Source organism: Actinoplanes sp. NPDC089786 (genome assembly GCF_040684855.1).
In the GTDB taxonomy this organism is placed as follows: domain Bacteria; phylum Actinomycetota; class Actinomycetes; order Mycobacteriales; family Micromonosporaceae; genus Actinoplanes.
Genome location: NZ_JBFBGU010000001.1, coordinates 931807 through 944396 on the forward strand (window position 1 = coordinate 931807; position 12590 = coordinate 944396).

A 12590-nucleotide genomic window follows, 5' to 3' on the forward strand; every position below is an offset into this window, starting at 1 on the left:
CAAACCGGGCGAACGGCGGGGCTCTGCGCACCTATACGCGTCACTCGCGCGACAAACCGGGCGAACGGCGGGGCTCTGCGCACCTATACGCGTCACTCGCGCGACAAACCGGGCGAACGGCGGGGCTCTGCGCACCTATACGCGTCACCTCGGCGGTCAGCGGGTGAGGATCGCGCGCATTCCGGCGGCGAACGTCTCCTTGTCAGGCTTGCCGATGATCATGCGTTGCAGGGCGAAGCCGGGCACCATGCTGAACAGCACCGCGGCCATTGCCTCGGGGTCGACGCCGGCGGGCAGCTCGCCACGCTCGGCCGCGCGCTCGGCCAGGAGCGTGAAGGTGCCGTGCATCGCCGCGTACCGCTCGCGCACGATGTCGCCGATCGCCGGGTCGATCGTCGCCTCGCCCCAGACCTGCACACCCAGCGGGAAGTTGCCGCCCGGGCCGACCTGCGCGTCGACCAGCTCGAGCACCTGTTCCATGGCGTCCGGCAGCGGCACCGGCGGCTCCTGGTCGGCGATCTCCTGGATGCGCGCGGCGATGCCGCCGGCGACCTGCTCGGCGATCGCGCTGATGATCTCGTTCTTGGACTTGAAGTAGCGGTAGACCGCGCCCACCGAGAGGCCGGCCTCGCGGATCAGGTCCTGCATCGACGTGGCATGCAGGCCGTTGCGCAGGAAGCAGGCGCGGGCGGCGGCCAGGATCTGCTCGCGGCGGGCGGTCAGGTGGTTCTCGGATACGCGTGGCACGCCCCACACTGTAAAACGAACGCTCGTTCTTGACTACGGGCGACGCCGGGGAGCATTCTGGGCAAGTCAAAGAGAACGAGCATTCGTTTTAGGAGATCCCTGATGCGATCCCACCGCACTCCGCTGACCGCGGGCCTGCTCATCGCCCTCGTCGTCGTCGCGCTCCAGGCGCTGCTGGTGCCGCTCTTCGCCGGCCCGGCCGCCAACCTCGCGCCCCGTGACCTGCCGATCGCGGTCGCCGGCCCGCCGCCGGCCACCGCCGCGATCACCCAGAAGCTGGCCGCTGAGCACCCGGGCGCGTTCGAGGTCACCACGCTCCCGGACGCCGCCGCCGCGGACGCCGCGATCCGCGACCGGTCGGTCTACGGGGCGATCGTCGTGGCCGGCCCCGCGCCCGAGGTGCACGTGGCGTCGGCCGGCAGTCCCACCGTCTCCGCCCTGCTCGGCCAGGCCGCCGGGCCGCAGGCCAAGGTCGTCGACGTGGTTCCGCTGCACGCCGGTGACCCGCGGGGCACCGGATTCGGTGCCGGCTTCCTGCCGCTCGCGATCACCTCGCTGCTGGCCGGGTTGCTGATCTTCTTCGTCGTCCGGCGCCGGGGCGCCCGGCTGACCGCGCTGCTCGGCTACGCGGTCGCGGCCGGTCTGGCCGGCGCGGCGGTGCTGCAGGGGTGGCTCGACGTGCTGCCTGGCGACTACCTCGCGGTGGCCGGGGTGCTCGGGTTGTTCGGCCTGGCCGTGGCCGGCGCGATGACCGGTCTGGGCGCCATGTTCGACCGGCCCGGGCTGGGGCTCGGCGCGGTCACGATGTTCCTGGTCGGCAACGCGCTCGGCGCGGTCGCGGCGGCGCCCGAGCTGCTGCCCCAGCCGTGGGGCGCGGTCGGCCAGGCGTTGCCGATCGGCGCCGGGGCGACGCTGCTGCGGTCGGTCGCCTACTTCGACGGCCACGGCGGGCTGACCGCGGCGATCGTGCTGGGGTCGTACGCGATCGGGGGTCTGGTCCTGACCGCCCTCGGCCGTCGCCGCACCGCCCCGGCCACGACGGAGGCCTCGCCGGTCGCCACGCCCGACCCGGAACACGCGCCGGCCCACTGAGGGCCGACCGAGAAGGCGCCGGCCCGCTGAGCGCCCGACCCCGAAGACCGCCCATACTCTCCGCGTGGTGATCTCGCGGAAATGGGCGGTCTTCCTGGTGCTGGTGGGCGTCTGGACCTGGCTGATCTGGCCGCGGTTCGGGCTGGCGATCTGGCGGGACGACCGGGCGTTCGACGGCGGCTCGCCCACCGCGTTCCTGTGGATCCACGCCCTGCTGATCGGCGCCTCGCTGGCCATCGGAACCGTCGTCGGAGTGCTCGGGGTCCGGGCCTGGCGGGCCGAACGATCCGTCGCCGACCAGGGCGCGTCGCCGAAAGATTAACGGCACGTTTCGCGGTCCACCGGGCAATTCCCCGCCGATTCCACCGAAAGCCGCAGCCTGTCCGCCGGGCGGTCGCCCGGAGGTAACGGTGCGCCAACAGTCCGGCCGGATTTCCTGACGCGGCTCTGGCCTGCGCGTACGCTCGCGGCCGAGAACTCACCACGAGTCTTCGGTGTGCTGTGGAAGGAGGGCGTTTTGCGCCCAGTACGTGGGATGCGGATCGTTGCGATTCTCGCGGCCGGTGGGCTCACGCTCGCTGCTGCCGCGTGTGGCGACGCTCCCGTTGAGACCCCGAGCGGTTCCGGCAGCAGTGCCGGCGCCGGAGCCCCATACAAGGCCTGCATGGTCACCGACGTCGGCGGCATCGACGACAAGTCGTTCAACGCGTCGGCCTGGGCCGGCGTGCAGGCGGCCAAAACCGCGCAGAGCAACATCGCGCCCGAGTACGTCGCCTCGACCGCCGAGGCCGACTACGAGCCCAACCTGCGTGGCTACGTCACCAAGAAGTGCAACTTCATCCTCGCGGTCGGCGGCCTGATGGGCGACGCCACCAAGAAGGTCGCGGCCGAGAGCACGAGCCAGCAGTTCGGCATCGTGGACAGCGCGATCGAGGGCGCCAGCAACGTCTACCCGATGCAGTTCGCCACCGACCAGGCCGCGTTCCTGGCCGGCTACGTCGCGGCGGGCTACTCGAAGTCCGGCAAGGTGGCCACCTACGGCGGCCTGAAGATCCCGCCGGTGACCGTCTTCATGGACGGCTTCGCCGACGGCGTGGCGTACTACAACAAGCAGAAGAGCAAGAACGTCCAGGTGCTCGGCTGGACGAAGGCCTCACAGAACGGCACGTTCGCCGAGTCCTTCACCGACCAGAACAAGGGCAAGGCGATCGCCAACAACTTCGTCTCGCAGGGCGCCGACGTGATCATGCCGGTGGCCGGTGGCACCGGGCTGGGCAGCGCCGACGTGGCCAAGGCGGGCGGCGGCAAGACCGCGATCATCTGGGTCGACCAGGACGGCTGCAAGAGCGCCGAGCAGTACTGCGACGTCTTCCTGACGACGGTGGTCAAGAACATCACCGACGCCGTGGAGCAGGCCGTCGCGGCCGGTGGCGCGGGCCAGCCGCTCAACGCCGACCCGGGCTACCTGGGCACGCTGGAGAACAACGGCGTCTCGATCGCGCCCTACAACAAGTTCGACAGCAAGGTCGACGCCGGGCTCAAGGCCGAGGTCGACAAGCTCAAGGCGGACATCATCGCCGGCACGGTGAAGGTGGAGTCGGCCAGCTCCCCCAAGTAGCCCTGTGAGATTTGTTCACGACGGTGGAGACCGCGTGGCCGGCCTGCGGATCGGCGTCGGTCCAGGCAGGTCGTGAACAAACCTCGATAGGTAGCATCCAGGCCGCCGCACGGTACGTGAGTCCAGCTCAGCTCACGACCGGGCGGCGGCTCTGCACCGTTTACGCCACCGGGAGAATCCGCTGAGACTCGAACTGCGCGGCATCACCAAGCGCTTCGGCGACCTGGTGGCCAACGATCACATCGACATCACCGTCGAGCCCGGCGAGGTGCACGCGCTGCTGGGCGAGAACGGCGCCGGCAAGTCCACCCTGATGAACCAGCTCTACGGCCTGCTCCAACCGGACGAGGGCGAGATCCTGGTCGACGGCGAGCCCAAGGTGTTCCGCAGCCCCCGGGACGCGATCGCGGCCGGCATCGGCATGGTGCATCAACACTTCATGCTGGTACCGGTGTTCAGCGTGGCCGAGAACATCGCGCTCGGCTCCGAGGAGACCCGCGGCGGCCCGCTCGGCTGGCTCGACCGCCGCCGCAACCGGCGCGACGTGCTGGAGACCTCCCAGAAGTACGGCCTGCCGGTCGACCCGGACGCCCTGATCGAAGACCTGCCGGTCGGCGCGCAGCAGCGGGTGGAGATCGTCAAGGCGCTCACCCGCGACGTCGACCTGCTGATCCTGGACGAGCCGACCGCGGTGCTGACCCCGCAGGAGACCGAGGAGCTGCTCGCGGTGATGCGCGGGCTCTCCGACTCGGGCAAGTCGATCGTCTTCATCACGCACAAGCTCAAGGAGGTCAAGGCCATCGCCGACCGGATCACCGTGATCCGGCGCGGGCGCACGGTCGGGACCGCCACCCCGGACACCCGCGAGGACGAACTGGCCACGCTGATGGTCGGCCGGCAGGTGAGCCTCGAGGTCAGCAAGACCGCGGCCGAGGCCGGGCGGGACGTGCTGACCGTGTCCGGCCTGGTCGTCGAGGATGACCGGGGCGTCCGCGCGGTGGACGGGGTCGACCTGGTGGTCCGGGCCGGCGAGGTGCTGGGCGTGGCCGGCGTGCAGGGCAACGGACAGACTGAGCTGGTCGAGGCGATCATGGGGCTGCGCGAGGCGCGCGCCGGGTCGATCACCCTCGACCACGAAGACCTGACCAGCATGGGTACGAAGCAGATCCTCCGTTCCGGGGTCGGTTACGTCCCCGAGGACCGCAGCCTCGACGGCGTGGTCAAGGAGTTCACGGTGGCCGAGAACCTTGTGCTCGACATGTACGACCGGCCGCCCTACGGCAACGCGCTCAGTCTGAACCCGGGCGCGATCGCCCGGGCGGCGCGGGAACGGGTCGACCAGTTCGACATCCGCACCTCGTCACCGGACGCCACCGTCGGCACGCTCTCCGGCGGCAACCAGCAGAAGGTCGTGGTGGCCCGGGAGATGTCGCGGCCGCTGCGGCTGTTCATCGCGGCGCAGCCGACCCGGGGCGTGGACGTCGGCTCGATCGAGTTCATCCACGGCCGGATCATGCACGAGCGCGACATCGGCACCGCGGTGCTGGTCGTCTCCAGTGAGCTGGACGAGGTGGTCGGGCTGGCCGATCGGATCGCGGTCATGTACCGGGGCAAGATCCTCGCCGTCGTACCGCCGGACACCCCGCGTGAGGAGCTGGGTCTGCTGATGGCCGGCATCGTCGGTGACGCGGCATGACCGACGTCACCGAGAAGACCGAGAAGACCGGGGAGCCGAAGGAAGAGTCCTTCGTCGCCCACTTCGTGCGCAACCTCTGGTCGGCCAACACGGTCACCGTGACCGTACTGTCGATCGTGCTCGCCATGGTCATCGGCGCGATCCTGATGATCGTCTCGGACGAGGAGGTGCGGGCCACCTTCGCCTACCTCACCGCCCGGCCGAGCGACGCGCTCACCGGCAGCTGGAACCTGGTCAGCACGGCGTACGCCGATCTGTTCAAGGGCGCGATCCTCGACCCGGCCGCGATCTCCGCGTGGGCCGACGGCAGCGGCACCTGGCAGGCCGCGATCACCCCGCTCTCGGAGACCCTCACGTACGCCGCGCCGCTGGTCTTCACCGGCCTGTCGGTGGCGCTGGCCTTCCGCGGCGGCCTGTTCAACATCGGTGGTCAGGGCCAGGCGGTCATCGGCTGCGTGACCGCGGCCGTGGCCGGGTTCGCGTTCCCGATGCCGATCGTCATCCACGCCGTGGTGGCGCTGGTGGCCGGTCTGATCGGCGGCGCCGCCTGGGGCTTCCTGCCGGGCATCCTCAAGGCCCGGACCGGCGCCCACGAGGTGATCATCACGATCATGCTCAACTACATCGCCGGGCTGTTCCTGAGCTGGCTGATCATCCAGAAGGGCGTGCAGAACCCGGCCCGGACCGACGCGATCAGCAAACCGGTGGACGCCTCGGCCCAGCTCGCCTCGATCGGCGGGCCGGTCCGCGTACACCTCGGCATCGTGCTGGCCGTGCTGGTCACCGCCGGCGTCGCCTGGCTGCTCAACCGGTCGGCGTTCGGTTTCGAGCTGCGGGCGGTCGGCGCCAACCCGGCCGCGGCCCGGACCGCCGGCATCAGCGTGGCCCGGACGTACACGATGCTCATGGTGGTGGCCGGCGGCCTGGCCGGGCTCGGCGGCGCGACCCAGGTGCTGGGCACGGCACACACGCTGACCCCGGCGGTGGCCGGCAACATCGGCTTCGACGGCCTGCTGGTCGCGCTGCTCGGACGCAACCGGCCGTGGGGCACGCTGTTGGCCGCGATCCTGTTCGGCGCGCTGCGCGCCGGCGGCAACCGGATGCAGTCGTTCAGCGGCGTCTCGATCGAGCTGGTCACCGTGGTCCAGGCGGTGATCGTGGTCTTCATCGCCGCGCCCGCCCTGGTGAAGACGATCTTCCACCTGCGCGCCGCCCGCTCCGCGCGGCTCGGCGCCTCGATGGCGAAGGGCTGGTGAGCGGGTTGTCGACCGCAACGGCAGATGTGGCCGGGGTCGAGGCGCCCGCCCCACCTCGGTTCTGGGACCGGCACCGCCGGCTGGGCGCCGCGCTGGTGCTGCTCGGCCTGGCCGCCGCGATCGCGTTCGGCGCGGTCGCCAAGTCGGCCACCGCCCGGTTCACGCTCAGCCCCGGCAACGAGGGCCCGGCCCTCTCCATCAACGGCCAGCTCGGCGCGATCCTGTTCGGCGTGATCACGGTCGTCTTCGGCGGCCTGCTGCTGGCCGGGGTGGCCCAGCGCCGGCGGACCGCGTTCCTCGGCCTGGGCATCGCCGGGCTGGTGCTGTCCTTCCTGAGCTGGCAGGTGGCCGGCCAGTTCATGTCGCTGGTCGACGCCGCGAACGGCGCCCTGGTCTTCGCCCTGCCGCTGATCCTCGGCTCGTTGGCCGGTGTGCTCGGCGAGCGATCCGGCGTGGTCAACGTGGCCATCGAGGGTCAGTTCCTGATGGGCGCGTTCTTCGCCGCGCTGGTCGGCACCATGGCCGGCAGCGTCTGGGCCGGTCTGTTCAGCGCGGCGCTGGGCGGGGTGCTGATCGCGGCGCTGCTGGCCGTGCTGGCCATCCGCTTCCTGGTCGACCAGGTCGTCGTCGGCATCGTGCTCAACCTGCTCGCCCTCGGCGTCACGGGCTTCCTGTACGAGCGGCTGATGCAGCCGGAAGCGGCCCGGTACAACGAGCCGCCGGACATGCCGACCTGGCGGGTGCCCGGGCTGGCCGACATCCCGGTGATCGGGCCGGTGCTGTTCAACACCACGGTGCTGGTCTGGATCGCGCTGATCCTGGTCGTGGCCATCCACTTCGGCCTGTCCCGCACCCGCTGGGGCCTGCGCACCCGAGCCGTCGGCGAGCACCCGACCGCGGCCGACACGGTCGGCATCCGGGTCCGTGGCCTGCGCTACTTCAACGTGCTGGTCGGCGGCGTGATCGCGGGCTTCGGCGGCGCCTACTTCACGCTGATCGGGGCCGGCTCGTTCACCAAGAACATGACCTCCGGGGCGGGCTTCATCGCCCTGGCCGCGCTCATCTTCGGCCGGTGGACCCCGCTCGGCGCCCTGGCCGCGGCGCTGTTCTTCGGCTTCGCCCAGAACCTGACGTTCTTCCTGAGCTCGATCAACAGTCCGGTGCCGAGCCAGTTCCTGGGCATGCTGCCGTACGTCGCGACGATCATCGCGGTGGCCGGTCTGGTCGGCCGGGTCCGCGCGCCCGCGGCCGACGGCGTGCCATACGTCAAGAGCTGACAACGAGCACAGCCGGGACTGGCAGAATCAGCCACATGGAGATCGACTGGGCCGGGTTGCGGGAAGCCGCGATCGAAGCCATGCGGCATGCGTACGCGCCGTACTCGGACTTCCCGGTGGGGGTCGCGGGGCTGGTCGACGACGGCCGGGTGGTGGTCGGCTGCAACGTCGAGAACGCGTCGTACGGTGTCGGGCTCTGCGCCGAGTGCGGCCTGGTGACCTCGCTGCACGCCACCGGCGGCGGCCGGCTGGTCGCGGTGTCCTGCGTCGACGCCACCGGCTCGCCGCTGATGCCGTGCGGCCGCTGCCGTCAGCTGCTGTACGAGCACGGCGGGCCGGACTGCCTGGTCGAGGCCACCCCGCGCCCGCTGCGCATGTCCGAGCTGCTGCCGGACGCGTTCGGGCCGGCCGACATCGAGAAGGTGACCGGCGCGACGCCGGTGCCCGAGGTGCCGACCGCGCTGGCCAAGTGGCGCGGTCGCGGGACCGTGTTCGTCCACCCCGACCTGGCCGGCGGCGAGCAGGTGTGGACGGCGTACTGGGAGCGCTCGGCCGGCAGTTCGGACGCCGTCGACGCCGAGAAGGGCGTGCTCGAGGAGGGCCCGAACTTCCCGGCCACCGCCGACGCGGTCGAGTGGGGCCGCGTGCGTACCCCTCGGATCGTGGTCGTCGACGCGTCGGGCGGCCTGTCCTGGGCCGGTGAGGGCTCCCCGCCCGAGGGCATCGACGTCCGCTGGGAGGAGGAGCCCTCGTGACCTTCGCCGCGGTGGACGTGATCCGGGCCAAGCGCGACGGCCAGGTGCTCAGTGACGCGCAGATCGACTGGGTGGTGGACGCGTACACCCAGGGGGTGGTGGCCGACGAGCAGATGGCCGCGCTGGCCATGGCGATCCTGCTGCGCGGGATGACCCCGGGGGAGATCTCCCGGTGGACCGCCGCGATGATCGCCAGCGGCGAGCGGATGGACCTGGGCGGCGTGGGCCGGCCGACCGCCGACAAGCACTCCACCGGCGGCGTCGGCGACAAGATCACGCTGCCGCTGACCCCGCTGGTGGCCGCCTGCGGCGCCGCCGTGCCGCAGCTCTCCGGGCGGGGCCTCGGCCACACCGGCGGCACGCTGGACAAGCTGGAGTCGATCCCGGGCTGGCGGGCGTCGCTAACCGGCGCCGAGTTCCGCGACCAGCTGCGCGACGTGGGCGCGGTGATCTGCGCGGCCGGCGCCGACCTCGCACCGGCCGACCGCAAGCTGTACGCCCTGCGTGACGTCACCGGGACGGTCGAGTCGATCCCGCTGATCGCCAGCTCGATCATGAGCAAGAAGATCGCCGAGGGCACCGGCGCGCTGGTCCTGGACGTCAAGGTGGGCAGCGGCGCGTTCATGAAGGACGCCGTCACCGCGGGCGAGCTGGCCCGGACCATGGTCGACCTGGGCACGGCCGCCGGCGTGCGGACCGTCGCCCTGCTCACCGACATGAGCACCCCGCTCGGGCTGGCCGTCGGCAACGCGGTCGAGGTGGCCGAGTCGGTCGAGGTGCTGGCCGGTGGGGGACCGGCCGACGTGGTCGAGCTGACCCTGGCGCTGGCCCGGGAGATGCTCGACGCGGCCGGGCTGACCGACGCCGACCCGGCGGAGGTGCTGGCCTCGGGGGCCGCGATGGACTCCTGGCGGTCGATGATCCGGGCCCAGGGCGGTGACCCGTCGGCGCCGCTGCCCGAGGCGCGGGAGACCGAGGTGGTGCGGGCGGCGGCCGACGGGGTGGTGCGTTCGATCGACGCGTACGGGGTCGGCGTCGCGGCCTGGCGGCTCGGCGCGGGCCGGGCCCGCAAGGAGGATCCGGTCAGTTTCGGGGCCGGCGTGGTGCTCCGGGTGAAGCCGGGCGCCACCGTGCGGGCCGGCGATCCGCTCTGCGAGCTGCGTACCGACGAACCGGATCGGTTCGCCTCGGCCCGCGATCTGGTGGCCGGGGCCATCGTGGTGGACGATGGCGCTCCGCCCGTACCCTCATCGCTCCTGATCGATCGGATCGCCTGACCACCGATGAACAAGGCCGCACCCGACCCCCGAGCGGTACGCAAGGCCAGCCTGGACGAGGTCGACCGCCTCGGACTCGAGCTACCGCCGGCCGGCTTCCCCCTGGTCTGGGAACCCGGCGACTCCGTCGAGCTGCGCCCGACCGCCGAGATCGAGGCCCGCGCGGCGGTGCTGCACGTGGTGGTGGCCCGCTGCTTCGGGATGCCCACCGAGGCCGCCATGCACTGGCTGCTCGGCTCGCACCTGGTCGAACAGGTCACCCCGCCGGAGTGGGAGTTCGTGATCGGCGCCAAGGGCGACCACCGGTCGTTCGTGCTGCACCACGACGCGGTGTTCGCGCTGTCCTGGCTGCTCGGCCTGGCCCGGCACCTGGACCCGACGGCGCCGCCCGAGGACCGGCTGATGCAGCAGATGCCCGACCTGCCCAGCGGGGAGGCCTTCGACAGCTGGCGGTCGCGGTCGCTGATGTCGCCGCGTGACCCGATCGAGGCGGCCGTGCTGCTCGATCTCTACTACTGCCTGGACTGGGCGTTCCAGGACGCCGAACAGAACGGGCGGCCGCTGCCGGGCGACATCAACGGCAACGCGATCGGGCAGCGGCGGTGGGCTCTCGAATGGGCGGTGGTGTTCACCGGTCCGTTCCACGAGCGGCCGCCGGACTGGGAAGAGGTCGATCTGAGCGTCTGAACACGGTGACGTCGACGGCCGCGGTCACCGTTCCGCCGTCCGGGTCGGCCGACACGTGCCGGGCGCTCGGCGTCATGTCGATCAGCGTGCGCACCTCGGCGCCGGTCAGGGTGAGGCGGCGACGGACCGTCGTGACGGATTCCGGCGCGAAGGCGGACAGCGTTTCGGCCAGCCGCTCCCGTTTGGCCGGGTCGACCGACAGCAGGCCATGCTCCGCGACCAGCTCGTGCAGATGGTCGGCGGCCGGGGTCACCACCAGCAGGATCCCGCCGGGCGGCAGCAGCCGGGCGAACTCCGGGCCGTTGCGCGGCGCGAAGACGTTCACGATCAGATCGGCCCGGGCCACCGGCAGCGGCTGCCAGAGGTCGGCGAGCACTGCGGCGGCGCGGGGGTGCGCCCTGGCCGCGCGGCGCAGCGCCGGCTTCGAGACGTCGACCGCCAGCCCGGTGGTCTGCGGGTGCCGGTCCAGCAGGGCGGCGAGGTACCAGCCGGTGCCGGCGCCGGCGTCCAGGACGAGGCCGTCGACCACCGGAGCCGCGTCGGTGAGCGCCGCCCGGATGAAGTCGTAGTGGCCGGCCGCCAGGAAGGCGTCGCGGGCCTCGATCATCGGGGCGGAGTCGCCCTCGTGCGGCATCCGGCCACGCGTCAGGTTGGCGTACCCCTGCTTGGCGATGTCGAAAGCGTGACCCCGCGGACAGCGCAGGGTGCGCTCGGCGCCGTGACTCAACGTGTCGTCGCACACAGGGCACCGCAGGTACGGCAATGCGCCGTCCAACACTCGCCCCACCCCCGTAAAGTCATCGGATGGCCATCTCGCACGCCGACATCCTCAAGGCACCCAAGGCGCTGCTGCACGACCACCTGGATGGTGGTCTGCGCCCCGCGACCATCGTCGAGCTCGCCGGGGCCGTCGGGCACGCCCTGCCCGAGACCGACCCGGAACGACTGGGCGCGTGGTTCGCCGCCGCGGCCGACTCGGGGTCGCTGGAACGCTACCTGGAGACCTTCGCGCACACCGTCGCGGTGATGCAGACCGAGGAGGCGCTGCACCGGGTGGCCCGCGAGTGCGCGCTCGACCTGGCCGCCGACGGGGTGGTCTACGCCGAGGTGCGTTATGCCCCGGAACTTCACCTGGAGCGCGACCTTAGCCTCGATCAGGTGGTCGAGGCGGTGCTGGCCGGGTTCCGGGACGGCACGGCCGAGGCGGCCGCCGAGGGCCGGCAGATCCGGGTCGGCGCGCTGCTCACCGCGATGCGCCACGCCGCCCGCTCGCAGGAGATCGCCGAGCTGGCGGTGCGTTACCGGGACGGCGGCGTGGTCGGCTTCGACATCGCCGGCGCCGAGGCCGGTTACCCGCCCACCCGGCACCTGGACGCGTTCGAGTACCTGCAGCGGGAGAACTTCCACTTCACCATCCACGCCGGCGAGGCCTTCGGCCTGCCGTCGATCTGGCAGGCCCTCCAGTGGTGCGGCGCCGACCGGCTCGGTCACGGTGTGCGCATCGTCGACGACATCACGGGTACGAGCAACGACCCGATCCTGGGCCGGCTGTCCGCGTACGTCCGCGACAAGCGCATCCCGCTGGAGCTCTGTCCGTCGTCGAACGTGCAGACCGGCGCCGCGCCGTCGATCGCCGAGCACCCGATCGGGCTGCTGCGCGACCTCCAGTTCCGGGTCACCGTGAACACCGACAACCGGCTGATGAGCGGCACCACCCTCTCCCGCGAGATGGCACTGTGCGTCGAGGCGTTCGGCTGGGGCTGGGCCGATCTGCAGTGGCTGACGGTGAACGCGCTCAAGTCGTCGTTCATCCCGTTCGACGAGCGGCTCGCCATCATCACCGATGTGATCAAGCCCGCCTACGCCAAGTTGCTGGGCTGAAACCGAGAAATTTTCGCGCATGGCGGAATGCGCGATCCGGGTTGCCGAAAACTGACCGTTTCGGTCATCGGAATCAACCTTTCGGACAGACTGGTGTCTACAAAAGCTGCAAAATGCGGCAACTCACCTTGCCGTATCCCGGCCGCCGAGCAATCGTCTGTCCTGCCACGATCCGAGAGGATCAAGTACGACCGGTGCGCGTAATCCCCCGCGCCGCATCAGTCGTCCGGAGTGACAGTAAGAGACGTAGACATATACGAGCAGTGACGACGGACCCGGCGATGTGCAACCACTCGGGCGCAAC

12 protein-coding genes are annotated in these 12590 nt (G+C 71.3%); 10 read left to right on the top strand and 2 right to left on the bottom strand.

Annotation, left to right across the window (positions count from 1 at the left end; genetic code table 11):
- Positions 1-156: 156 nt before the first annotated feature.
- Positions 157-747, bottom strand: a complete 591-nt coding sequence (locus tag AB0O15_RS04545) for a TetR/AcrR family transcriptional regulator (RefSeq protein ID WP_364313936.1) — start codon at positions 745-747, stop codon at positions 157-159.
- 102 nt (positions 748-849) lie between these two features.
- Between AB0O15_RS04545 and AB0O15_RS04550 the strand changes: the two genes are divergently transcribed.
- The 9 genes from AB0O15_RS04550 to AB0O15_RS04590 all read left to right on the top strand — a co-directional run bounded on the left by AB0O15_RS04550 (position 850) and on the right by AB0O15_RS04590 (position 10405).
- Positions 850-1839: a hypothetical protein gene (locus tag AB0O15_RS04550; protein WP_364313938.1), complete on the top strand. Its 990-nt coding sequence runs from the start codon at positions 850-852 to the stop codon at positions 1837-1839.
- A 64-nt stretch (positions 1840-1903) separates the two neighbouring features.
- On the top strand, positions 1904-2161 hold the full coding sequence (locus tag AB0O15_RS04555; RefSeq protein WP_364313941.1) for a hypothetical protein: 258 nt from the start codon (positions 1904-1906) through the stop codon (positions 2159-2161).
- Positions 2162-2374: 213 nt separating this feature from the next.
- A complete protein-coding gene (locus AB0O15_RS04560) occupies positions 2375-3457 on the top strand; it encodes a BMP family ABC transporter substrate-binding protein (RefSeq protein ID WP_364313944.1) in 1083 nt (360 codons plus the stop codon).
- Between the two features lie 226 nt (positions 3458-3683).
- Positions 3684-5153, top strand: coding sequence for an ABC transporter ATP-binding protein (locus tag AB0O15_RS04565; protein WP_364313947.1), 1470 nt, complete (start codon positions 3684-3686; stop codon positions 5151-5153).
- A complete protein-coding gene (locus AB0O15_RS04570) occupies positions 5150-6409 on the top strand; it encodes an ABC transporter permease (RefSeq protein ID WP_364313950.1) in 1260 nt (419 codons plus the stop codon). Before AB0O15_RS04565 ends, AB0O15_RS04570 begins: the two co-directional genes overlap by 4 nt.
- A gap of 5 nt (positions 6410-6414) precedes the next feature.
- Positions 6415-7686 (top strand): ABC transporter permease, encoded by a 1272-nt coding sequence (locus tag AB0O15_RS04575; RefSeq protein ID WP_364317043.1) that lies wholly within the window; start codon positions 6415-6417, stop codon positions 7684-7686.
- A 35-nt stretch (positions 7687-7721) separates the two neighbouring features.
- Positions 7722-8441: a cytidine deaminase gene (locus AB0O15_RS04580; RefSeq protein ID WP_364313953.1), complete on the top strand. Its 720-nt coding sequence runs from the start codon at positions 7722-7724 to the stop codon at positions 8439-8441.
- Complete coding sequence (locus AB0O15_RS04585) at positions 8420-9718, top strand: thymidine phosphorylase (RefSeq protein WP_364317046.1); 1299 nt, start codon at positions 8420-8422, stop codon at positions 9716-9718. The genes AB0O15_RS04580 and AB0O15_RS04585 overlap by 22 nt, the downstream gene beginning before the upstream one ends.
- A gap of 6 nt (positions 9719-9724) precedes the next feature.
- Positions 9725-10405 carry a DUF4272 domain-containing protein gene (locus AB0O15_RS04590; protein ID WP_364313956.1) on the top strand — a complete coding sequence of 227 codons (681 nt, stop codon included), beginning with the start codon at positions 9725-9727 and terminating at the stop codon, positions 10403-10405.
- Here the strand turns inward: AB0O15_RS04590 and AB0O15_RS04595 are convergent.
- Positions 10347-11180, bottom strand: coding sequence for a putative RNA methyltransferase (locus AB0O15_RS04595; protein WP_364317049.1), 834 nt, complete (start codon positions 11178-11180; stop codon positions 10347-10349). The genes AB0O15_RS04590 and AB0O15_RS04595 overlap by 59 nt on opposite strands.
- Positions 11181-11209: 29 nt before the next feature.
- Between AB0O15_RS04595 and AB0O15_RS04600 the strand changes: the two genes are divergently transcribed.
- A complete protein-coding gene (locus AB0O15_RS04600; RefSeq protein WP_364313959.1) occupies positions 11210-12286 on the top strand; it encodes an adenosine deaminase in 1077 nt (358 codons plus the stop codon).
- The last annotated feature ends 304 nt before the right edge of the window (positions 12287-12590 follow it).

Bases quoted from the DNA above. Each gene is read 5' to 3' on its own strand.
- AB0O15_RS04570 (WP_364313950.1), top strand. From the start codon at position 5,150: ATGACCGACGTCACCGAGAAGACCGAGAAGACCGGGGAGCCGAAGGAA.
- AB0O15_RS04600 (WP_364313959.1), top strand. From the start codon at position 11,210: ATGGCCATCTCGCACGCCGACATCCTCAAGGCACCCAAGGCGCTGCTG.
- AB0O15_RS04550 (WP_364313938.1), top strand. From the start codon at position 850: ATGCGATCCCACCGCACTCCGCTGACCGCGGGCCTGCTCATCGCCCTC.
- AB0O15_RS04560 (WP_364313944.1), top strand. From the start codon at position 2,375: ATGCGGATCGTTGCGATTCTCGCGGCCGGTGGGCTCACGCTCGCTGCT.
- AB0O15_RS04590 (WP_364313956.1), top strand. From the start codon at position 9,725: ATGAACAAGGCCGCACCCGACCCCCGAGCGGTACGCAAGGCCAGCCTG.
- AB0O15_RS04580 (WP_364313953.1), top strand. From the start codon at position 7,722: ATGGAGATCGACTGGGCCGGGTTGCGGGAAGCCGCGATCGAAGCCATG.